This is a genomic window from Micromonospora sp. HM5-17 (genome assembly GCF_003762835.1).
Taxonomy (GTDB): Bacteria; Actinomycetota; Actinomycetes; order Mycobacteriales; family Micromonosporaceae; genus Plantactinospora.
Genome location: NZ_RJWA01000002.1, coordinates 361068 through 382789 on the forward strand (window position 1 = coordinate 361068; position 21722 = coordinate 382789).

General features: G+C 73.5%; 17 protein-coding genes. 12 read left to right on the plus strand and 5 right to left on the minus strand.

Annotated features, from left to right (window positions below; translation table 11 throughout):
- Positions 1-59 precede the first annotated feature (59 nt).
- The 4 genes from dut (at position 60) to EF879_RS06910 (ending at position 2792) form a co-directional block, all read left to right on the plus strand.
- Positions 60-563, plus strand: a complete 504-nt coding sequence (gene dut / locus EF879_RS06895; protein WP_123555962.1) for a dUTP diphosphatase — start codon at positions 60-62, stop codon at positions 561-563.
- 105 nt (positions 564-668) lie between these two features.
- Positions 669-1409: a DUF3710 domain-containing protein gene (locus tag EF879_RS06900; RefSeq protein ID WP_123555964.1), complete on the plus strand. Its 741-nt coding sequence runs from the start codon at positions 669-671 to the stop codon at positions 1407-1409.
- 257 nt (positions 1410-1666) lie between these two features.
- Complete coding sequence (locus EF879_RS06905; RefSeq protein ID WP_123555966.1) at positions 1667-2047, plus strand: OB-fold nucleic acid binding domain-containing protein; 381 nt, start codon at positions 1667-1669, stop codon at positions 2045-2047.
- A gap of 43 nt (positions 2048-2090) precedes the next feature.
- On the plus strand, positions 2091-2792 hold the full coding sequence (locus EF879_RS06910; RefSeq protein ID WP_123555968.1) for a DUF3159 domain-containing protein: 702 nt from the start codon (positions 2091-2093) through the stop codon (positions 2790-2792).
- A gap of 86 nt (positions 2793-2878) precedes the next feature.
- Here the strand turns inward: EF879_RS06910 and EF879_RS06915 are convergent, their stop codons facing one another.
- Positions 2879-3568 carry a TrkA family potassium uptake protein gene (locus tag EF879_RS06915; RefSeq protein WP_123555970.1) on the minus strand — a complete coding sequence of 230 codons (690 nt, stop codon included), beginning with the start codon at positions 3566-3568 and terminating at the stop codon, positions 2879-2881.
- 1 nt (position 3569) lies between these two features.
- Positions 3570-4235: a TrkA family potassium uptake protein gene (locus EF879_RS06920; RefSeq protein ID WP_123555972.1), complete on the minus strand. Its 666-nt coding sequence runs from the start codon at positions 4233-4235 to the stop codon at positions 3570-3572.
- A gap of 214 nt (positions 4236-4449) precedes the next feature.
- Here EF879_RS06920 and EF879_RS06925 point away from each other — a divergent pair, with 214 nt between their 5' ends.
- Positions 4450-6531 carry an APC family permease gene (locus tag EF879_RS06925; RefSeq protein ID WP_123555974.1) on the plus strand — a complete coding sequence of 694 codons (2082 nt, stop codon included), beginning with the start codon at positions 4450-4452 and terminating at the stop codon, positions 6529-6531.
- A gap of 119 nt (positions 6532-6650) precedes the next feature.
- The gene (locus EF879_RS06930) at positions 6651-7910 is read left to right on the plus strand and encodes a class I SAM-dependent RNA methyltransferase (protein WP_233604339.1); all 1260 of its coding nucleotides are present in this window, start codon (positions 6651-6653) and stop codon (positions 7908-7910) included.
- 12 nt (positions 7911-7922) lie between these two features.
- On the opposite strand, the gene EF879_RS06935 is transcribed toward EF879_RS06930, so the two are convergent.
- Positions 7923-8174, minus strand: a complete 252-nt coding sequence (locus EF879_RS06935; protein ID WP_123555976.1) for a hypothetical protein — start codon at positions 8172-8174, stop codon at positions 7923-7925.
- Between the two features lie 376 nt (positions 8175-8550).
- Between EF879_RS06935 and dxs the strand changes: the two genes are divergently transcribed.
- Positions 8551-10545, plus strand: coding sequence for a 1-deoxy-D-xylulose-5-phosphate synthase (dxs, locus tag EF879_RS06940; protein ID WP_123555978.1), 1995 nt, complete (start codon positions 8551-8553; stop codon positions 10543-10545).
- A 223-nt stretch (positions 10546-10768) separates the two neighbouring features.
- Here dxs and EF879_RS06945 read toward each other — a convergent pair whose 3' ends face one another.
- A complete protein-coding gene (locus EF879_RS06945; RefSeq protein ID WP_233604280.1) occupies positions 10769-11959 on the minus strand; it encodes a hypothetical protein in 1191 nt (396 codons plus the stop codon).
- A 343-nt stretch (positions 11960-12302) separates the two neighbouring features.
- On the opposite strand from EF879_RS06945, the gene EF879_RS06950 reads away from it, so the two are divergent.
- Positions 12303-14159: a hypothetical protein gene (locus EF879_RS06950; RefSeq protein WP_233604281.1), complete on the plus strand. Its 1857-nt coding sequence runs from the start codon at positions 12303-12305 to the stop codon at positions 14157-14159.
- Complete coding sequence (locus tag EF879_RS27530) at positions 14156-16168, plus strand: hypothetical protein (RefSeq protein WP_199736191.1); 2013 nt, start codon at positions 14156-14158, stop codon at positions 16166-16168. The genes EF879_RS06950 and EF879_RS27530 overlap by 4 nt, the downstream gene beginning before the upstream one ends.
- A gap of 80 nt (positions 16169-16248) precedes the next feature.
- Here the strand turns inward: EF879_RS27530 and EF879_RS06960 are convergent, their stop codons facing one another.
- Entirely contained in the window at positions 16249-17979 is a 1731-nt protein-coding gene (locus EF879_RS06960; RefSeq protein ID WP_233604340.1) for a hypothetical protein, read from the minus strand.
- 200 nt (positions 17980-18179) lie between these two features.
- Between EF879_RS06960 and EF879_RS06965 the strand changes: the two genes are divergently transcribed.
- From EF879_RS06965 to EF879_RS06975, 3 genes are all read left to right on the plus strand, one after another.
- Entirely contained in the window at positions 18180-19580 is a 1401-nt protein-coding gene (locus tag EF879_RS06965; protein WP_123555988.1) for a PQQ-binding-like beta-propeller repeat protein, read from the plus strand.
- Positions 19581-19723: 143 nt separating this feature from the next.
- On the plus strand, positions 19724-20437 hold the full coding sequence (locus EF879_RS06970; RefSeq protein WP_123556844.1) for a response regulator transcription factor: 714 nt from the start codon (positions 19724-19726) through the stop codon (positions 20435-20437).
- Positions 20434-21678 carry a cell wall metabolism sensor histidine kinase WalK gene (locus tag EF879_RS06975; RefSeq protein WP_123555990.1) on the plus strand — a complete coding sequence of 415 codons (1245 nt, stop codon included), beginning with the start codon at positions 20434-20436 and terminating at the stop codon, positions 21676-21678. The genes EF879_RS06970 and EF879_RS06975 overlap by 4 nt, the downstream gene beginning before the upstream one ends.
- The last annotated feature ends 44 nt before the right edge of the window (positions 21679-21722 follow it).

The following is a 21722-nucleotide window of genomic DNA, read 5'->3' on the forward strand; positions in this document are numbered from 1 at the left end:
CCCGGCAGGATGGTGGGGACCACCGAGGATTCGGCAACCCTCGCCAGGAGAGTGAGATCGTGACGCACGTGGTGCCCGTACCGATCCGACGGCTCGACCCGGACCTGCCGCTGCCGTCGTACGCCCATCCGGGTGACGCCGGGGCGGATCTGGTGGCGGCGGAGGAGGTCGAGATCCCGCCGGGGGAGCGGCGGCTGATCCGGACCGGCATCGCCCTCGCCCTGCCCGACGGGTACGTCGGCCTGGTCCACCCCCGCTCGGGGCTCGCGGCCCGGCTCGGGGTGACGGTGCTCAACGCGCCCGGTACGGTCGACGCCGGTTACCGCGGCGAGATTCTGGTGAACCTCATCAACCATGACCGGACGGCTCCGGCGAAGATCTCCCGGGGTGACCGGATCGCGCAGCTCGTGGTGCAGCGGGTGGAGCGGGCTGAGTTCCGGCCGGTCGACGAGTTGCCCGCCTCCGCACGGGGCGAGGGCGGACACGGCTCGACGGGCGGGCACGCCGACCTGGTCACCGTGCGTGACCCGAGCGAGGAGACTGAGGGGACGATCGGCCGGTGACTCCGCGACGCCCGCGGCGCGACGGTCGCCGCCGTCCGCGGCGGCCCCATCCGCCGGTAGTGTCGGCCCGTCCCGCAGCCGTGAACGGAAGGTAGCGTAAGCACGATGTTCTTCTCCCGAGGACGCGGCGGCGGGCGTCACGCCCGCAAGGAGCGGTCGGGCCCGCCGGTGGTCGACACCCAGGACGTTCCCGCCGCGGCCGAGTCCAAGCCCCGCAGCCGCGGCCCGTACGACATCTCGGAGCCGCTGCCGGAGGTACCCCGGCTCGACCTGGGCAGCCTGCGGATTCCGGCCGTCCAGGACGTCGAGGTACGGGTCCAGGCCAACCCCGACGGCGTCATCCAGCAGGTCGTCCTGGTGCACGGCGAGAGTGCCCTGCAACTGGGGGTCTTCGCCGCGCCCCGGTCGGAGGGAATCTGGGACGAGTGGCGGGAGGAGATTCGGACCTCGCTGGCCGCCGACGGGATGGTGGCCGAGGAGGTCGAGGGTGACCACGGCCCGGAGCTCAAGGTCCGGGTGCGGACCCCGGACGGCGGCGTCGCCGATCTGCGGTTCGTCGGCATCGACGGCCCCCGGTGGATGGTGCAGGGGGTCTTTCAGGGGCGGGCCGCGACCGACCCCGCGGCCGCCGAACCGCTCACCGAGTGCCTGAACGGACTCGTCGTGGACCGGGGCAGGGAGGCCAAGCCGGTTCGGGAGCCCCTGCCGCTGCGGCTGCCCCGTGAGGCGACCGCCGGGCCGGCCGGATCCGTTCCCGCGCCCGGAACGGGCCGGGGGGTCAACGGCGCGGTGTCGGGCCCGCAGACACCCCGCCGCGGGGAGCCCGCACCCCGTCGCGACGTCTGACCCGCCCGCGGCGCTGGCCAGGGCCAGGGCGTCGCGGGTGGGCGATCCAGGCCGGACGAGTGGCGGGCGCCGGACCGGGCGCCCCCGCCACCCGTCCGGCCCGGCCCCGGGACGACGGGCCGGGCCCCGTACGACCGTGCGGCATCGAGACGACGGGCCGGGGCACGGCGTTCCGGCGTACGCTTGCGGTGCGGCTGCGGGCCAGCCGTGTCGAGCGGACGCGCCGGCCGGCGCGTCGGGGAGGGTGACACCGGGTCATGGCGACCGAGCAGGGCCGGACGTCCTTGCGCGGCTTCCTGCAGCGGCTCACCGCGAGCGAGGCCGAGATCGAGGCGCAGGAGCTGCGCCAGGAGAGCGCCGAGGTGGGCGGTACGCCGGCCCGCCAGTGCAGCCGGGGGCAGGTCGTCTGCGTCTCCGGCCGGCTACGAACGGTGGTCTACACGCCGCGGACCAACCTGCCGACGCTGGAGGCCGACCTCTACGACGGCAGCGACACCGTGACCCTGGTCTGGCTGGGCCGCCGGCGCATCGCCGGCATCGAGCCGGGACGGCATTTGACCGCTCGTGGTCGCGTCGCCGTTCGGGATGACCGTAAAGTCATCTACAACCCGTACTACGAGCTGGAGTTGCCGCGGTGAGGCTGCCGACCGGTGACGCCGGCCGCGACCGGAAGATACCCAGATGACAGCTGGACAGCCGCCCGTCGGCAAGACGGAGCCCGAATCGGACCCGGGCCGGGACGGGGCGGGGGAGGCGCTTCCCAGCCTGACCGAGCAGATTGCCGAGCAGCTCGGTGGCTGGCGTGGAATCGTCGAGTCCAGCATCCCGGTGCTGGTCTTCGTGGTGGTCAACATCATCGGCGAGCTGCGTCCCGCGGTGATCGCGGCGCTCGCCGTCACGGTGGCGATCGCCGGGCTGCGGCTGGCCCAGCGGCGGCCGATCCGGCACGCCGTCAACGGGCTCGTCGGGATCGCCATCGGCGCGCTGATCGCCTGGCGGACCGGGGACGAGCGCGACTTCTACCTTCCGGGCATCGTCTACGGCTACGTGTACGGCGCGGTGCTGCTCGGCTCCGCGGCGATCCGCCAGCCGCTGGTCGGCTGGATCTGGTCGATCATCGCGGCCGGTGGACGCTCCGAGTGGCGACAGAACCCCCGTCTGGTCCGCACCTTCACCTGGCTCACCGTGCTCTGGGGCGTGGTCTGGGTCCTCAAGGTCGGCGTGCAGCACGTCCTCTGGGCAGCCAACCTCAGCACCGCGCTCGGCGCCGCCCGGCTGGCGCTCGGCTACCCGCCGTACGCGCTGCTGCTGGTGGTCACGATCTGGGTGGTGCGCCGGGCGAACCGGCGGGAGGCGGCGCTGCCCGCCGCCGCGACCGGCTGATCGGACGCCCGGGCCCACCCGGCGATACTCGGACGGACGCCGTCCCCGGCGGTCCCGAGGGTACGCCGCACCGGCGGTACGCGGTCTCAGGCGGCGCCGCGGGGCCGTTCGACGCGGTCCGGGCCGAGGATCACCCGGCGTACCTCGTCCTCGACCTCGGTCGTGCAGACGAAGATCAGCTCGTCGCCGGCCTCCAGCGGGTCGTCCGGGCTGGGCACCAGCACCCGCTTGCCGCGGAGGATCGCGACCAGCGCGGCGTCGCGGGGCAGTGGCACCGTGTGGATGGGCTGGCCGACGTACGGCGCGGTCGGCGGGAGCGTGATCTCGACCAGGTTCGCCTCGCCCTGCCGGAAGGTCATCAGCCGGACCAGGTCGCCGACGGTCACCGCCTCCTCGACCAGGGCGGCCATCACCCGAGGCTTGCTCACCGCCACGTCGACGCCCCACTGGTCGGTGAAGAGCCACTCGTTCTCGGCGCGGTTGACCCGGGCGACGACCCGGGGCACCGCGAACTCGGTCTTGGCCAGCAGCGAGACCACGAGGTTGACCTTGTCGTCGCCGGTGGCGGCGACCACCACGTCGCAGCTGGCGATGTCGGCCTCCTCCAGGCTGGTCAGCTCGCAGGCGTCGGCGAGGATCCACTCGGCGGCCGGCACCCGTTCCGGGCGGAGCATCGCGGGCTTCCGCTCGATCAGCATCACCTGGTGCCCGTTGTCGATCAGCTCCTGGGCGATCGACCGGCCCACGTTGCCGGCGCCGGCGATGGCGACCCGCATCTCAGCGCCTCCCTTCCGGTGGCAGGCTCGCCGCCGTCGTCACCTGGTCGGCGATGTCGTCGGTGACCAGCATGGCGATCTGGTCGCCCTCCTGCAGCACGGTGGAGGAGGTCGGCAGCGTGGCGATGCCGAACCGGGTCAGGTACGCGACCCGGGCCCCGGTCGCCTCCTCCAGCGCGCGCAGCGGTCGGCCGATCCAGTCGTCGTGCACCGCCACGTCGATGATCGAGACCGTGCTGGTCGGGTCCCGGAAGATCTCCACGTGTTCGTCGGGCACCAGGTGCCGGACGATCCGGTCGGCGGTCCACCGGACGGTGGCGACGGTCGGGATGCCGAGCCGTTCGTAGACCTGGGCGCGTTTGGGGTCGTAGATCCGGGCCACCACCCGGGGGACCCCGAAGGTCTCCCGGGCCAGCCGGGCCGAGATGATGTTGGAGTTGTCCCCGCTGGAGACGGCGGCGAAGGCGTCGGCCCGCTCGATGCCGGCCTGGCGGAGCACGTCACCGTCGAACCCGACGCCGGTGACGGTGATGCCCCCGAAGTCCGAGCCGAGCCGACGGAAGGCGTCCGCGTCCTGGTCGATGACGGCCACCGAGTGGCCGCGCGACTCGAGGGTGTCGGCGAGGGTCGCGCCGACCCGTCCGCAACCCATGATCACGACGTGCACGTACGTCCTCCCGGGTGACCGTGCGACCGACCCGTCGCCGTGGGACGGGCACACCCTGAGGGTGCCATGCGGCCTCCCTCCGGCGTCACCCGACCTGACCCTCACCACGACGGGTGCCCGTCGGGGGTGGTGGCCCTCGGTGTTACCGGGTTCACCAGGGATGATCGGCGGCAGCGGCCGGCCGCCCGCACCGGCGGTCGTACGCTTAGCGGTTGTGGCCCGACCCATATCGCTGCTGAAGCGACTTCTCCTGGGGCGACCGTTCCGGTCCGACCGGTTGCAGCACACGCTGCTCCCCAAGCGCATCGCGTTGCCGGTCTTCGCCTCCGACGCGCTCTCCAGCGTCGCGTACGCCCCGGACGAGATCCTGCTGACCCTCTCGATCGCCGGGGCATCGGCGTACCTCTTCTCGCCGTGGGTCGCCCTGGCCGTCGTGGTGGTGATGCTCACGGTGGTGGCGAGCTACCGGCAGAACGTGCACGCCTACCCCTCGGGCGGTGGGGACTACGAGGTCGCCACCGTGAACCTGGGCCGCCGGGCCGGCCTCGCGGTGGCCAGCGCCCTGCTGGTCGACTACGTGCTGACCGTCGCGGTCTCGGTCTCCTCCGGCGTGGCCAACCTCGGCTCGGTGCTGCCGTTCGTCTCCGCGCACCGGGTGTTGATCGCCGTCGGGGCGGTACTGCTGCTCACCGCCGTGAACCTGCGCGGGCTGCGGGAGTCCGGCACCGCGTTCGCGATCCCGACGTACGGCTTCATGATCGTCATCATCGGGATGATCCTCACCGGCCTGGTCCGGATCTTCGTCCTCGGCCACGACCTGCGGGCGCCGAGCGCGGACCTCGTGGTCAGCGCCGAGCACGCCGACCTGACCGCCTTCGCCATGGTCTTCCTGCTGCTGCGCGCCTTCTCCTCCGGCTGCGCCGCGTTGACCGGGGTCGAGGCGATCTCCAATGGCGTCCCCGCCTTCAAACCGCCCAAGAGCCGGAACGCCGCCACCACGCTGCTGCTGCTCGGCCTGGTGGCGATCACCATGATCATGGGGATCATCTGGCTCTCCCGGCTGACCGGCCTACAGTTCATGGAGAACCCGGCCCGGCAGCTCCACTCGGGACCGGCCGACTACGTGCAGAAGACCGTCACCGTCCAGCTCGGGCAGGCCATCTTCGGCGACAACGTGCTGCTCTTCGTCGTCGCTGGGGTGACCGCGCTGATCCTGTTCCTCGCCGCCAACACGGCGTTCAACGGTTTCCCGGTGCTCGGCTCGATCCTGGCGCAGGACCGCTACCTGCCCCGGCAGTTGCACACCCGGGGTGACCGGCTGGCGTTCTCCAACGGCATCGTCTTCCTCGCGGTCGCCGCGAGCCTGCTCATCGTCGCCTTTCAGGCCGAGGTGACCCGGCTCATCCAGCTCTACATCGTCGGCGTCTTCGTCTCCTTCACGCTCTCCCAGGCCGGGATGATCCGGCACTGGAACCGGATGCTGCGCACCGAGCGGGACCCGGCGGCCCGGCGGCGCATGATCCGTTCCCGGGGCATCAACGCCTTCGGCATGGGGTTGACCGGCACGGTGCTGGTGGTCGTCCTGATCACCAAGTTCCTGCTCGGGGCATGGATCGCGATCGCCGCCATGGCGCTGCTCTACGCGATGATGGTCGGCATCCACCGGCACTACGACCGGGTCGCCGCCGAGCTGGCGCCGCCCGAGGGTCGGCCGGTGCTGCCGGCCCGCAACCACGCCATCGTGCTGGTCAGCAAGGTGCACCAGCCGACGCTGCGCGCGGTCGCCTACGCCAAGGCGACCCGGCCGGACACGCTGACCGCGCTGACCGTCAACGTCGACGAGAGCGACACCCGGGCGGTGCAGGCGGACTGGGAGCGGCACGGGATCAAGGTTCCCCTGACCATCATCGACTCGCCGTACCGCGAGATCACCCGGCCGATCCTCGACTTCGTCGCGTCGGTCCGCCGGGAGTCGCCGCGTGACGTGGTCACCGTCTTCATCCCGGAGTACGTCGTCGGTCACTGGTGGGAGAACCTGCTGCACAACCAGAGCGCACTGCGGATCAAGGGCCGACTCCTCTTCGAGCCGGGCGTGATGGTGACCAGCGTCCCGTGGCAACTGGAGTCGAGCGCCCGGAAGAACCTGGATCGGTTCGACGCGACGCTGCGTCGGGGGCCCGCCCGCGGTCCACGCGGCCTCAGCCTGGACGAGGTGATGGTCCCCTCGCGGCGGCCGGACCGGGACGTCGGCGACCCGCCCCCGGCGCCGGGCCACGACCCGGCCGGCCCGCGGTGACCGGCGTGTCGAACCCGCGCCGCGCGGCCGCCCCCGCCGGCTCCGCAGACCCTCCCGCTCCCGCCGGCCCGCCGACCGTCGCCGACCTCGCCGGGCCGGGCGAGGCGGAGCGGGTCGAGCTGACCGTTGGATCGGTGGCACACGTCGGGCACTGCGTGGCCCGGCTCGACGGACGGGTGGTCTTCGTCCGGCACGCCCTCCCCGGTGAGCGGGTGATCGCCGAGATCACCGAGGTCCGCCGGGACTTCCTTCGGGCGGACGCGGTGACCGTCCTCGAGGCGGCGCCGCAGCGGGTCGAGCCACCCTGCCCGTACGCCCGGCCGGGCCGCTGCGGCGGCTGCGACCTTCAACACGTCGCCCCCGAGGCGCAGCGCGAGTGGAAGGCGGCGGTGGTGCGCGAGCAGCTACTTCGGGTCGGCGGGCTGGACTCCGCCGAGGTCGAGGCCCTCGCCATCGCGGTCGAGGCGCTCCCCGGCGGCCCGCTGGGCTGGCGCTCCCGGGTCCGGTACGCGGTCGACGCCGCCGGCCGGGCCGGACTCCTCAAACACCGTTCGCACGAGGTGGTGCCGATCGACCGCTGCCTGATCGCCCACCCCTCGATCCAGGAACTGCCCATCCTGCCCGCCAGCGGGCGGCGGTGGCCCGACGCCGACGCGGTGGAGGTGATCGCCTCGACCGGTGGCGACGTGACCGTACGTGCCCTCCGCGGCGGCGACCTCGGTACCGGCGGCGTCCTGGGCGAGCCGGACGCGTCGGCGGCGGAGTCGGTGCCGCCGGCCGGGGCGGCGGACGAGACGCTCCCGACGGCGGAGCAGGTCCGGGAGCGGGCTCTCGGCCGCACCTGGCGACTGCCGCCGGAGGCGTTCTGGCAGGTGCATCCGGCGGCGCCGGACACCCTGGCGGCGGCCGTGCTCGACCTGCTGGCGCCGCGCGACGGCGAGTCCGCCTGGGACCTGTACGGCGGGGCCGGCCTCTTCGCGGCGGCACTCGCCGGCCGGGTCGGTCCGGCCGGTCGGGTCACCGTGGTCGAGTCGGCCCCGGCGGCGGTCGAGGCCGCCCGCCGGAACCTGCGGGACCTGCCCTGGGTCGAGGTGGTCCGGGCGGCGGTCGGCCCGGCGCTGGCGCGGCGTCGCATCACCGGGCCGGTGGACGTGGTCGTGCTGGACCCGCCCCGGGCCGGTGCCGGCGCGGCGGTGACCCGGGCCGTCGCCGCCGCCACCCGCCGTGCCGTCGCCTACGTGGCGTGCGACCCGGCGGCCTTCGCCCGGGACCTCCGCACCTTCCGGGAGGCCGGCTGGCGGCTGGCCGCGCTGCGCGGCTACGACCTGTTCCCGATGACCCAGCACGTCGAACTGGTGGGGCTGCTGGTCCCCGGGTAGGCCCCGTGCCTCTCAGGGCGTGACGTGGGCCGGCATCCCGGACCGGCCGGAGGCCGCCTCCGCATCGCGGCGCGCGGCGCGCGCCTCCGCCCGGCCGCGGAGCCGGATCACGACGATGATCAGGAGGATCAGCGGGAGCACCGGCAGGGCGAGGAGCAGCACGAGGAGCACGGCGAGGAGCTGGCCGGCGGCGTACCGGCCGGAGACCGGCGCGGACCGCCCGTGGCCGGCGGCGCGGGCCGGGCGGGGATCGGGACGCGGCATTGCGGCACCTCTGGGGTGGTCGGGGCGGCACCTCTGGGGGGCGGGTTACCGCCCATGCTACGGCTCTGGGGGGTTTACGCCCGATTCTTCGGCTGATCGGTGGAGGTACCTCCGGCCACTCGCCGGGCGGGTCCCTTGGGCGTCCGGGCGTTGCCGCCGTCCGATCGACCGCACTCTCCCGATCTCCGGGCCCGTGGCGCGTCCGCCCGAGGTCGAACCGGACGGTCCCCCGATCCGGCGTCCCCGGCTTCGCTGCCGGGCTGCGCGCCACGCCCGTCCCGATAGACTCTGCGGTCATGAGCCTGCGTAGGGAGCGACTGAGCCAGCCCAGTGCCGTGCGGCCCGACACCCTATCCGGACCTGGTGGGGTGAGGGCATGACCGTGGAGAAGGAGGAGCTCACTCCCACCGGCCGCCTACTGGGCACGGTTCGCGGCCCCCAGGACATCAAGCGGATGACCGGCGAGGAACTGGCGCTGCTCGCCGCCGAGATCCGGGATTTCCTCGTCGCCAAGGTCTCGCGCACCGGCGGGCACCTCGGCCCCAACCTCGGCGTCGTCGAGCTGACCCTCGCCCTGCACCGGGTCTTCGACTCGCCCCGGGACCGGCTGCTCTTCGACACCGGCCACCAGGCGTACGTCCACAAGATTCTGACCGGCCGGCAGGAGGGCTTCGACCAGTTGCGCCAGCGCGGCGGGCTGTCGGGCTACCCGAGCCAGGCCGAGAGCGAGCACGACCTCATCGAGAACTCGCACGCCTCGACGGCACTCTCCTATGCGGACGGTCTCGCCAAGGCGTACGCGCTGCGTGGCGAGTCTCGGGCCGTGGTGGCGGTGGTCGGTGACGGCGCGCTCACCGGCGGCATGTGCTGGGAGGCGCTGAACAACATCGCCGCCGCCCGGAACCCGCTGGTCATCGTCGTCAACGACAACGGCCGGTCGTACGCGCCGACCATCGGCGGCCTTGCCGACCACCTGGCGACGCTGCGGCTCAACCCGAGCTACGAGAAGGTGCTCGACACGGTCAAGGAGGCGCTCGGCTCGACCCCGCTGGTCGGCAAGCCGATGTACGAGGTGCTGCACGCGGTCAAGAAGGGCATCAAGGACGCGGTCGCCCCGCAGGCGATGTTCGAGGACCTCGGCATCAAGTACGTCGGCCCGGTGGACGGGCATGACGTCGCCGCGATGGAGTCGGCGCTGCGTCGGGCCCGGGGCTTCGGCGGGCCGGTGATCGTGCACGCGGTGACCCGCAAGGGCCTCGGCTACCGCCCCGCCGAGGAGGACGAGGCGGACTGCCTGCACGGCCCGAGCGCGTTCGACGTCCAGACCGGCAAGCAGCTGGCCGCACCGTCGGTGAAGTGGACCCACGTCTTCGCGGACGAGCTGGTCGCGATCGCGGACGAGCGGCCGGACGTCGTCGGCATCACCGCCGCCATGGCGGAACCGACCGGGATCGCCGCGCTCGCCCGGAAGTACCCGGAGCGGGTCTACGACGTCGGCATCGCGGAGCAGCACGCCGTCACCTCCGCCGCCGGCCTGGCCATGGGTGGCCTGCACCCGGTGGTGGCGGTCTACGCGACCTTCCTCAACCGGGCCTTCGACCAGGTGCTGCTCGACGTGGCGCTGCACCGGCTGCCGGTGACCTTCGTGCTGGACCGGGCCGGGATCACCGGGCCGGACGGGCCGAGTCACTACGGCATCTGGGACATGTCCATCTTCGGGGTGGTGCCCGGGCTGCGGATCGCCGCGCCCCGGGACGCCGCCACGCTCCGCGCCGAGCTGCGCGAGGCGATCGCGGTCGAGGACGGACCGACCATCCTGCGCTTCCCGACCGGTGCGGTCGCCGCCGACCTGCCGGCGATCCGCCGGATCACCGCCGCCGAGTCGCCGACGGGCGGGGTGGACGTGCTGGCGGAGTCGGACCGCCGCGACGTACTGCTGGTCGTGGTGGGCGCCTTCGGGCAGCTCGGCGTCGAGGTGGCCGCCCGGGTGGCCGAGCAGGGCTACGGCATCACCGTGGTCGACCCGCGCTGGATCCGGCCGATCCCACCGGAGCTGGTCACCCTCGCCGAGGCGCACCGGCTGGTGGTCACCGTCGAGGACGGGGTCCGCGCCGGCGGGGTCGGTGACGCGCTGGCCAAGGCGATGCGCGACGCCGACGTACGGGTGCCGCTGCGCGACCTGGGTGTGCCGGTGGCCTGGCATCCGCACGGCAGCCGGGGGCAGATCCTCGCCGACCTCGGGCTGACCGCCCAGGACGTGGCCCGCGACGTCACCGGCTGGATCTCCCGGCTCGACGACGAGCCGATCGCCCCGGTCCGGGTGGCCACGAACGGCGACCGGGTGACCAAGGGCGGCAGCGACCGGAACTGAGCATCCGGGCGGCCCGCTGGGCCGCCCTGCCACCTGCGCCACCGACCCTCGAGGACGTGCCCCGGGCGGCGAACCGACGGCGCCGCCCGGGGGCACCGGCACCCCGACCGGTGCCGTGCGTCCGGAGCACGACCGAAGGCGGCGGGAGCGTCGGCCAGACCCGGGCCGGGGACCACCACCGGGGCGGGCCACGGTCCGTTCGGGTGTGGTCAGCGCCGCGTGGTCAGGTCGGACTGACCGTACGGTTGATGGTCTCGTCCGGACCGATCAGGGTGTACGTCGCCCGCTTGGCCGGTCGGTCCACCACCACCAGCCCGGGCCGGTCGAGCCGCCGTGTCGCGTCCGGTGGCAACACCAGGCTGCTGTCCGTGGTGTTCTTCCAGGTCAGCACCACGATGGGGTGGGCGCTCGGCACGACGTACACCTGAAGCGGTCCCTCCCGGTCCGCGGCCGACACCACCGGCGGGCCGCCGCCGGCGGGTCGGAGCACGACCGCGGTCATCATCCCCTCGTCGGTACGCCAGGTCAGCTCCTCCAATCGGGCCGGCGCTCCGGCGCCGTCCAGCTCGACCTCGCCGAGCTCCCGGATCGAGATCTTGTCGATCGGCCAGGAGGCCGGGACCGAGCCCGGGCTCGCCTCGTCGTGTACGCGGTGCAGAATGCTGCCGAACGGGCCCGTCTTCGCCGCGAGCATGCAGGTGTCGAGACCGTCGAGCGCGCGGGCGCCCGACCCGGTGTCGTCCCCGACCAGCGGGTACCGCGGGCCCGCGATGCCGGTACCGAGGTCGATGAGCCGGTCGGCGGCCTTGCCGTTCGGCAGCGACTCGCTCGGCCGCAGCCGGGCCGAGATGGTCACGGCGGTGCAGGACGGCACCGGCACCGGGCCGGTCATGCCGTCGGTGACCGCCAACGGCTGCCGGTTTGGACCGAGCAGCCGGTCCACCCGGGCCGAGACGAGGTAGCGCCGGCCGGAGGGGAGCTGTAGCGGCAGGACGTCGGAGTAGACCAGGTAGCCCGGGTCGGTGTACTCGACCGCCCGGTCGACAACGAAGCGGTCACCCTCGCCGGTCAACTGCAACAGCCAGGACGCCGCCTCGCCTGGTACGTCGGCGGCGACGACCGCGCGCCGGCGCCCGTCAACCTCGCCGAGCCAGAGGATTCCCGAGGTCGGCAGGTGGACCCGGTCGTCCACCGGTGAGCGCCACCGGTCGACCGCCTCCGCAACCGCGGCGGTTGCGCGCGCGTCGCCGGTGAGCCCGCCCCGGGCAGGCCACACCGGCAGGGTGCCGTCGAGCGTGTCGTAACCGACCCGGAGCGCCACCGGAGGATCCGTGGGGATGGTGCCGCACCCGGTCGCGACGAGAACCAGCGCCAGCCCGGCGGCAGCCACCCCGAGACGCGGGACTGCGCCCACCTCTATGCCCCCGATCCGTCTCAGCTGTCTACAGAAGGCACATCCTACGAGATCTCGGACGCCGGTCCGGCGTCACCCGGGAAAGGCCAACCGATCGGGTTCCGACCAGCCGGTCGGCCCTGTTCGCCCTGCGGCAACAGCCGCCCAGGCGCCGGGAACCCCGGACATACTCCGGTAGACTCCGCCGACTGTGACGCTTGCCGCACCACGTCTCGAAACCCCACCGGATCCGGACGACACCGGGTTCGGTGGGCGAACGGCGACCGGAACCGACCCGGGCGCGGCAGGGCCGGCGGATCCCGGGGCGGCCTCGCCGACCGGGTCGGGCGGCGAGGACCGCACGGTGGTCGATCCCCAGGCCGGTACGGCGTCCGGCGCCGAGGCGGCCGCGGGACGTCCCGGCGAGGAGCCGGATACGCCGGACCGCACCACCGGGGCGGGGACGAGCCGGCCGCCGCGGTGGCCGACCTGGCGGCGCGACCTCGCGGTCTACGCGGCCTTCCTGCTCGCGGCGCTCTGGGTGACCAGCCAGATCTGGCTCGACCCCGCCGGTCGGGTGGCCGCCCTCTACAGCAGCGATCCCGCGCAGGTGCAGTACTTCCTCGCCCACTCCGTGCGGGTGGTGTTGCACGGCGAATACCCGTTCTTCACCGACCGGCTGAACTATCCTGACGGCGTCAACCTGATGGCCAACACGGCGATCCTGGGGCTGGGCATCCCCATGGTCCCGGTGACCCTGCTGTTCGGGCCCGCCGTCTCGTTCGTGGTGCTGGTGACCCTCGGCCTCGCCGGCACCGCCTCCGCCTGGTACTACATCCTCTCCCGACACCTGGTGAAGGCGCCGATCGCCGCCATCGTCGGCGGCTGGTTCTGCGGCTTCTCCCCGGCGATGCTCTCGCACGCCAACTGGCACCCGAACATCATTTCCCAGTTCCTGCTGCCGTTCATCGTCTGGCGGGTCCTGGTGCTGACCCGCTCGACCCGGGTGGTCCGGGACGGTGTGATCCTGGCGCTGCTGGTGACGTACCAGGCGTTCATCAACGAGGAGATCCTGCTCTTCACCGCCCTGGCCTGCGGGGTCTTCCTCCTCGCCGTCCTCGTGCAGCAGCCGGGCCGGTGGCGGACGGCGTGGCGTCCGCTCCTCGGCGGGCTCGCGGTCTGCGCCGTGCTCGCCGGCGCGCTGCTCGCGTACCCGCTCTCCGTGCAGTTCATCGGCAAGCAGGCGTACCACGGGCTCAGTGACGCGGTCCGCGACTACGGCAACGACATCGCCGCCTTCTTCGCACCCGGCTCCACCACACTCGGTGGCAACGAGCGGGCGAACCTGAACCTCGCCCCCAACTACTCGGAGGAGAACGCCTTCTTCGGCTGGAGTCTGGCGTTGCTGACCGTGGCGATCGTCGTCTGGCTCCGCCGGGAGGTGATCATCCGGGCGCTCGCCGCCACCGGCCTGATCTTCGCGATCCTCTCCCTCGGCGAGCGAATCTCCTGGTGGGACCGGGGCTCCTACTGGGGGCCGTGGGAGGTCCTGGTCAAGGCGCCGCTGCTGGACGCGGTGGTGCCGACCCGGTTCGGCCTGATCACCACCGTCGTGATCGGACTGCTGCTGGCCCTCGCCACCGACCGGGCCTGGGCGATGGAGATCGCCGACCGTCGTACGGTGCGGACCGTCGTGGTGACCGCGCTCGTCATCGCGCTGCTGCCGATCCTGCCGCTACCGCTGCGCGAGGTGGGCCGGCCACCCGTGCCGGACTTCATCACCTCCGGCCAGTGGCGGCCGTACGTCGCGGACGACCAGACGCTGGTGCCGGTGCCGATCCCCGACATGGGGCACACCCACGGGATGCGCTGGGCGGCCTACACCAACCTGGACTTCCGGATCCCGGGCGGCTACTTCCTGGCGCCGCGCAGCGGCAACAGCGGCGACCCGGGCCGCTTCGGTGGGCGCCCGAGCGGCCTCAGCGCACTGCTGGACCGGGTCTCGACCACCGGCCGACCGATCACGCTGACCGACCGGCAGCGCCGCCGGAGCCTGGACGAGCTGCGCCAGTGGCGAGCCGCGATCCTGGTCCTGCCGGTGCAGCAGGACAACGTCGAGGCGCTGCGTCGGACGGTGGATCAGCTCGCCGGACCGGCCCAGCGGGTCGACGACGTGTGGCTGTGGGACGTCCGGCCCCTGACCAGCCGTACCGCGAGGTGAGCGGAACGGACCAGTCCACACCGGTCGCGTCGGCGGCCCGCAGCGGCGCGACGGCCCGGCGCTGGTCCGGGCCCGCCGCCCGGCTGCGCGACCGGCTCCGGCGACACGGCCGACTCCGGTGGCGGGGACGTCTGCCGGATGTCGCGGTCGTCCTGCTCTACCTCGCCGTCGCCGGCTACGTCACCGGAGAGCTGTGGTGGCACCGTGACCGGATGTCGTACGCCGACAACGACACGGTGCTCTTCGAGTGGATGCTCGCCCGGGCCGCGCGGGCGGTCACCAGACTGGAGAACCCGCTCTACAGCACCGCGCTGAACGCACCGGACGGGGTCAACCTGATGGCGAACACCTCGGTGCTGGGTCTCGGCGTACCGCTGACCCCGGTGACGGTGCTCGCCGGCTCCCGGACGGCGTACCTGCTCGCGGTCGTCCTCTCCCTCGCCGGCACCGCCACCGCCTGGTACCTGTTCCTCTCCCGCCGGCTCGGCGTCGTCCGGGTCGGCGCCGTCGTCGGCGGGCTCTTCTGCGGCTTCGCACCCGGCATGATCTCGCAGGCCACCGGGCACCTGCACATGATCTCGCAGTTCCTGGTGCCGGCGATCCTGGCGGTGGTCTTCGACCCGCGCGCCGACCGGGTGCTCCGGCGCGGCGTGCTGCTCGGCCTGCTCGTGACATACCAGGTCTTCCTCGGCGAGGAGGTGCTGGTCTTCCTGGTGCTCGCCTGTGGGCTCTTCACCGTCGGCTACGCGGTGGCCGCACCGGCGACGGCACGGCGGCTGGCCCCGGCCTTCCTCGGCCGGCTCGGGGTGGGAACGCTGACCGGGCTGGTGCTGCTGGCCTATCCGCTCTGGTTCCAGTTCTTCGGGCCCGGGCACTACCGCGGTCTGCCCTTCGACCCCGCCTCGTACGCGCTGGACGTCGCATCGTTCACCACCTCCGCCCGGCAGTCGATCACGGGCTTCGACGTGGTCCCCGGCCTGCTCTCGCCGAACCCGACCGAGGAGAACTCCTTCTTCGGACTCACCCTGATCGTGCTCTGCGCGGTCATCGTGATCTGGCAGTGGCGGCGGCCGATGGTGAAGGCCCTGGCGGTCTGCGCCGTGGTCTTCTCGGCGCTGTCGCTCGGCCGCGACATCCGGCTGAACGGAGAGCTGCTCGGTGTACCCGGTCCGTACCGGCTGGTCGCCGAACTCCCGCTGCTCGACCTGGCGGTTCCGGCGCGGTTCCCGCTGATCTGCGTGCCGATCATCGCCATCCTGCTGGCGATCTCCCTCGACCGGGCCTACCGCCCGGCCCCGGACGCCGGACCGGCGCCAACCCCGACGGACCAGGCGGCCGAGACGGGTGAGCCGGCGGCCGGGCCGGCGGATCCGGCGTCGGAACCGGCGGGCCAGCCGTCCGGGGCGGGAGATCGCGCGCCCCAGGCGCCGGCGGGGCGGCGCCGGCCGTCCGGGGCGCGGATCGGCGGCGACCGGGTGCCGATCAGGCTGCTCTGGACGGGCGCGGTCGTCGCCGCGCTGCTGCCGCTGGTGCCGGCGCCGCTGCGGACCAAACCGGTCTGGCCGGTGCCCGAGTTCGTGGCGAGCGGCGAGTGGCGCGCGTACGTGCCGCCGGGCCGGACCCTGGTCCCGGTGCCGCCGACCGCCGGCGGCGAGGCGACGGCCGGGATGTACTGGTCGGCCCGGACCGGGCTGGCGTTCACCGCCCCGGGCGGCTACTTCATCGGGCCGACCGGCCCGGACGACCCGCAGGGCCGCTGGGGCTCGCCGGACCGGCCGACCGCGATCCTGCTGGACCGGGTCGCCGTCACCGGCGAGGTGCCACCGATCGGCGAGGCCGAGCGGCGGCAGGCGATCGAGGACCTGAGACACTGGCGGGCGGCGATCGTGGTGCAGGGCGGCCTGCACCGGGGCGTCCCGGTCAAGGAGACCCTCGACCGGCTCCTCGGGCCGGGACGGGAGATCTCAGGTGCCTGGGTGTGGGACGTCCGGCACCTGGTCGACGGATGAGCGCGCAACCGGTGGGGCCGACCGTCCGGGACGGTCGCCGGGGCGTGCCCTCGCCGGACCGGGTCGGGGTGTCCGCGCGTTCAGCCGACCAGGGCGCGCACGTCCCAGAGCCAGACGTCGTCGACCCGCTGACCCGGGCCGAGCAGCGCGGCCAGCAGCACGCGCAGCGCGGGCGCGGCCGGATGGTCGCCGAGCACCACCACGGAGGCCCGCCAGAACCGTAGGTCCTCGATGGCCTGGCGCCGATGCTCCTCGGTGATCGCGGGCGCCACGCCCCGGTCCATCGTGCCGTAGATCAGCATGCTGGTCGGTCGGGACGGGGCGCCGAACACCCCGTTGCCCTCGGCGTCCGGGCCGATGAAGTAACCGGCGGGAATCGGGAACTCGTGCCCGGTCAGCGCGCTCCAGCGCAGCGTGGAGAGCCCGTGGACGTTGCTCGGGATCGGCACCGGCACCAGGGTGCGCCCCTCGGGCACGTACGGCCGCCACGCCCCCGAGGTGATGAACCGCGGTGGCGGGTCGACGTGCTGGGCGGGCAGCGGACGGGGGACGATCGGCAGGAGCGCGAGGACCACCGCGCCGTACGCCAGGAGCCGCACCCGCCGATGCAGCCCGGCCCCCTCCGCCGGCCGTGGCGCACCGGCCGGCCGGGCCTTCGCGATCTCGTCCCAGGCGAGTGCGATGAGCACGCCGATCGCGCCGACCGCGACCAGGCTCAGCCGGGTCGGCATCATCATCTCGACCAGCGGCAGGTTCTCCGGCAGCGGGTGCCACGGGCCCTCGAGCTCGGTCAACCGCCCGCCGATCCGGATCTGCCGGCCGAGCGAGGCGACGGCGAAGAGCACGCCGACCAGGCTGGCGATCCGGGCGGCCAGCGAGGTCCGCCAGAGCAGCACGGCAACCAGCACGGCCAGCACCACCAGTGGCCACCCGAGCCAGGTGTTCTGCTCGGTGAGCCCGATGGTCTTCTCCACCTCCGGGATGCCACCGAGGCTGTCCCGGGGGAACGTCACGAAGGCCAACAGGTCCTCGCCCCAGGTGTGGAAGACCCCACCCTGCAGGCCGCGGTAGGACTGCGGGCCGTTGAACTGGTACCAGATCGGGTAGCCGGCGATCAGCAGCGCCAGCCCGGCACAGACCCCGAGCGCGCGCAGGAACGTCCAGAGTTCGGCCCGGGTCTGCGACCACCGGAAGGCCGCGCGCAGCAGCACGATCACCGCGCAGGCCAGCGCGGTGAGCAGCAGCATCTCCTCGTTGATGAAGATCTGGTACGCCACCAGCAGGCCGAGCACCACGCCGTTGCGCAGCCAGCGTCCCGACTCGCCGAGCCGGAGCACCCGGACCACGATGATCGGCAGCAGGAAGTTGGAGGTGAAGTTCGGCTGCCCGTTGGCGTGGTGGATGACGCCGGGCGCGAAGCCGAGGAAGGCGCCGCCGACGGCGGCCGCCGCCCGGGACGCGACCAGGTGGCGGGAGAGCATCCAGTAGGAGGTCGCCGCGGTCGCCGCCAGCGCCCCGCCGAGGTACAGCGAGTACGTCACCTGCGGGCCGAACAGCATCGTCAGCGGGGCGAGCGGGATGCTGATCCCGAGCACCGACGTGTTGGCCATCATGTTGACGCCGTCCGGCGCGTTCTGCCGCGTGGAGAAGAGCGGGTTCTCCAGGTGCCGTACGGAGTAGGCGCCGTGCGACAGCAGCCACTCGAACCAGCTGTGGTCGGTGGGCAGGTGCGACGAGACCCGGTGGTTGATGTCGGCCCAGTAGTTGGCGCAGACATAGACGCCGAGGAGGACGTACGCTCCGATGACCAGTGCGTCGGCCCGCGCGGGAAGCCGGAAGACACGCCGGAGTCGGGATCGACCGGCCCCGGTCGAATCGGCCTCGGCGTCCGAAGAGTTCTTCACCACCGGAGCTGCCACGAGGCGCCATCGTACAGGTGACGAGGCGCCCGATTTGCCGCTACCCGGCGCGGTCCGCCTGGCGTGCGCGGAAGCTGCCGGAAGGAGTCGAAGTGGTCATCATCGACCTGGGGGAACTCGGCTCCGCGGCGTCCGACGGCCCGGACCGGCGCGCCGATCCGGTTGGCCGGTCCGCCGACCGGTCCGCGTGGCGACGGCGGACGGTGCTCCGGGCCAGCCTCGCGGCGGTGTTGGCCGGCGCGCTCACCCTCCTCGTCGCCGGGGATCCGCTGCCGCGACCGTTGCCGGGGCTGAGCGTGCCGGCCCGGCTCGGTTCCGCCGTCACGGTCGTCCCGGGGTGGCTCCTCGTCGTCGACCCGACGGTGCCGGGTGCGGTGGGACAGCAGCTCACCGCCTACCGAATCCCGGGCGCCGTGCCGGACGACGTGGGGCCCGTGCCGGCGTGGCGGATCCGGCTGCCCACCGGTGGGTTTGGCACCCCGATGGTGCTGGACGGGACCCTGGTGCTGACGGCGTTCCGGCCCGAGACCGGACCGCCCCGGGTACGGGTGCTGGACCTGGCGACCGGGGCGTTCCGCTGGGAACGAACGGGATATCTGGAGGCCGTCAGCGCCGCGGGCGACCTGCTGATCGGGGTCAGCGACCCGGAGACACCGCCCGGGACGGCGGAGCCCGGGGACGGGTCCGCGAGCCCGGAGGGCAGTGACCCGGCGACCCTGGAGGCACGCGATCCCGTCTCCGGGGCGGTCCGCTGGTCGCTGTCGAGCCCGCCGGGCACCCGCCGCCACTACCGCTGGTCCGAGACGGACGGCCGGAGCCGACTCCTGGTCGTCGTGCTGCCGTCCGGACGGGTGGAGGCGCGGGACGTCGCCACGGGTGCCCTGCTCGCGGCGACCACGTTGCCCGCGCCCGGCGTCAATCCCGGCTGGCACGGCTCCGTGGCCGGCGACCTGTTCATCACGCAGAGTGTCGGGGTTGCCACCGCGTACGGGCTGCCGGGGCTGGACCGCCGATGGTCGGCGCCGACCGTCGACGGGGAGCTGGCGCCGAGTACCTGCGGGCCCCACCTGTGCAGCTACTCCTACGACGGCGGGATACGGGTCTGGGACGCCGGAACCGGCCGCACCCGGTGGACGGACCGCCGCTGGGTCAGTCTGTACCAGGCCGGGGAGGAGCTGGTGGGCAGCGCCGCGGCGGGTCCCGGCCAGCCGGGTCCGCTGGCCGTCCTCGATCCGGACACCGGCCGGTCCCTGGCCGAGCTCGGGATCTGGGACGTCCTGCCGGCGGACCAACCGGCGGGCCGGTTGATCGGGGTGCGGACCGCCAGGGATCGGCGTACCTGGGTGGCGGAGATCGACACGGCCGCCCGGCAGGTGCGGCTGCTGACCGTGCTGCGGGGCGTCTCCGGCGAGTGCAGACTCGCCGAACGGTGGCTGTACTGCAGGCGGGTGGACGCCTCCGTCGGGTTGTGGGCGCTGCCCATCCGACCGTGAGCCGGCGTCGCCGGTCGGGGGCGGTCCCGGCGCGGGGCGACGTCGTGCCGGTCGTGGGCACCGCCGGTCGGGCGCCGAGCCCGCGCAGTCGGCTTGTGCTGCGCCGATAGGTTGTCGGGGGAGAGACACCCGGGGAGGTCGTGGTGCGGGTACTGGTGGTCGAGGACGAGCGCAACCTGGCGGACGCGATCGCGCGGGGTCTGCGCCGCAAGGGCATGGCGGTGGACGTCGCCTACGACGGACATGCCGGGCACGAGATGGCCTTCGTCACCCGGTACGACGTGGTGATACTCGACCGGGACCTGCCCGGGATCCACGGCGACCAGATCTGTGCGGATCTGGCCGCCTCCGGCGCGCTGACCCGGGTGCTGATGCTGACCGCGAGCGGCACGGTCGCGGACCGGGTGGAGGGGTTGCAGCTCGGCGCCGACGACTACCTGCCGAAGCCGTTCGCCTTCGAGGAGCTGGTCGCCCGGGTGCAGGCGCTCGGCCGTCGGGCGACCCCGGCGGCGCCGCCGGTGCTCAGCGTCGCCGACCTGGTGGTCGACCCCGCCAAGCGGGTGGTGACCCGGGGCGGTGCCGTCGTCGACCTGACCCGCAAGGAGTTCGGGGTGCTGGAGGAGCTGCTCAAGGCCCGGGGCGCGGTGGTCTCCAGCGAGGAACTCCTGGAGCGGGTCTGGGACGCCAACACCGACCCGTTCACCACGACCGTACGGGTGACCGTGATGACGCTGCGCAAGAAGCTCGGCGACCCGCCGCTGATCGAGACCGTGGTCGGCGCCGGCTACCGGGTGTCCGAGCCGTACCCGTCGGGCCAGGCGGGGCCGGCGCCGGTCCGGAACGGGGGTGGGGTATGACCGTCTATCTGACCCGTCGGCGCCCCCGGATCCGGCCGACCCTGCGGCTGCGGCTGACGCTGCTCAACGGTGTGCTGCTGATCGGCGCCGGCGCGATCCTGCTGCTGCTCGCCTGGCTGCTGGTCGGCGACGCGCTGCGTCCGACCGACCAGTTGCAGCCGGGGACGGTGGTCGAGCTGACCGACGGCCGGAGGCTGGAGGCCCGGCAGTGGCAGGCGCAGCTGCTCCAGGCCCAGTCCCGAGAGCTGCTGGTCAAGGGGCTGGTCGCCTTGCTCGCGATCAGCGTCGTCGGGATCACCGGGGCGTACCTGGTGGTCGGCCGGGCGTTGCGCCCGCTGCACCAGGTCACCTCGACGGCCCGCCGGCTGGGTGAGGCCACGCTCGACCAGCGGATTCGCTACTCGGGCGCCGACGACGAAGTGGCCGAGCTGGCCGCCACGTTCGACGCGATGCTGGACCGGATCGCCGAGGCGTTCGAGGCGCAGAAGCGGTTCGTCGCCAACGCCTCGCACGAACTGCGTACCCCACTGGCGGTGATGCGGACCGAGATCGACGTGACGATGGCCGACGACGAGGCGGACGTGGCGGAGTACCGGCGGATGGCGACGGTGGTGCGGGACGCCTCCGAGCGGGCCAACAACCTCGTCGACGCCCTTCTCGTGCTGGCCCGCAGCGAGGCGCAGGCGGGCCGGCGGCTGGCCCGGAAGGCGCCTGCGGACCTGGCGGCCGGAGCGAGTGCGGCGCTGTCCGCGGTCCGGGCCGAGACGACCCGGCTGCGGCTCCAGATCGACACGGACCTGGCGCCGGCACCGGTGGTCGGCGATCCCGGGCTGCTGGAACGGCTGGCCGGCAACCTGATCGAGAACGCGGTCCGCTACAACCACCTGAACGGCCGGATCTGGGTGTCGACCGGGTCCGACGGTGAGCACGCCTGGCTGGTGGTGGGAAACACCGGGTTCGAGGTGGAGCAGGCGGACGTGCCGGGGCTCTTCGAGGCGTTCCGCCGGGGCGGCCGGGAGCGGACCGGAGCTCGGGGTTCGGGCCTGGGGCTGTCGATCGTCCGCGCGGTCTGCGACGCGCACGGCGGCACGGTCAGCGCAATCGCCCAGGAGGGCGGAGGGCTGGAGGTGACGGTGCGCCTTCCGGCGGCCGAGACGACCCCGGTGGTCGCCGCCTCGGCGGCGGTCAGCGTTCCCGGTGCCGGCGACGCCCGCGGCGCCGCCGGTCTGCCGACCGGGTGAGCCTGCCGCGTCGGCCGCCAGCCGAGACGCACACGAGGTCGGGT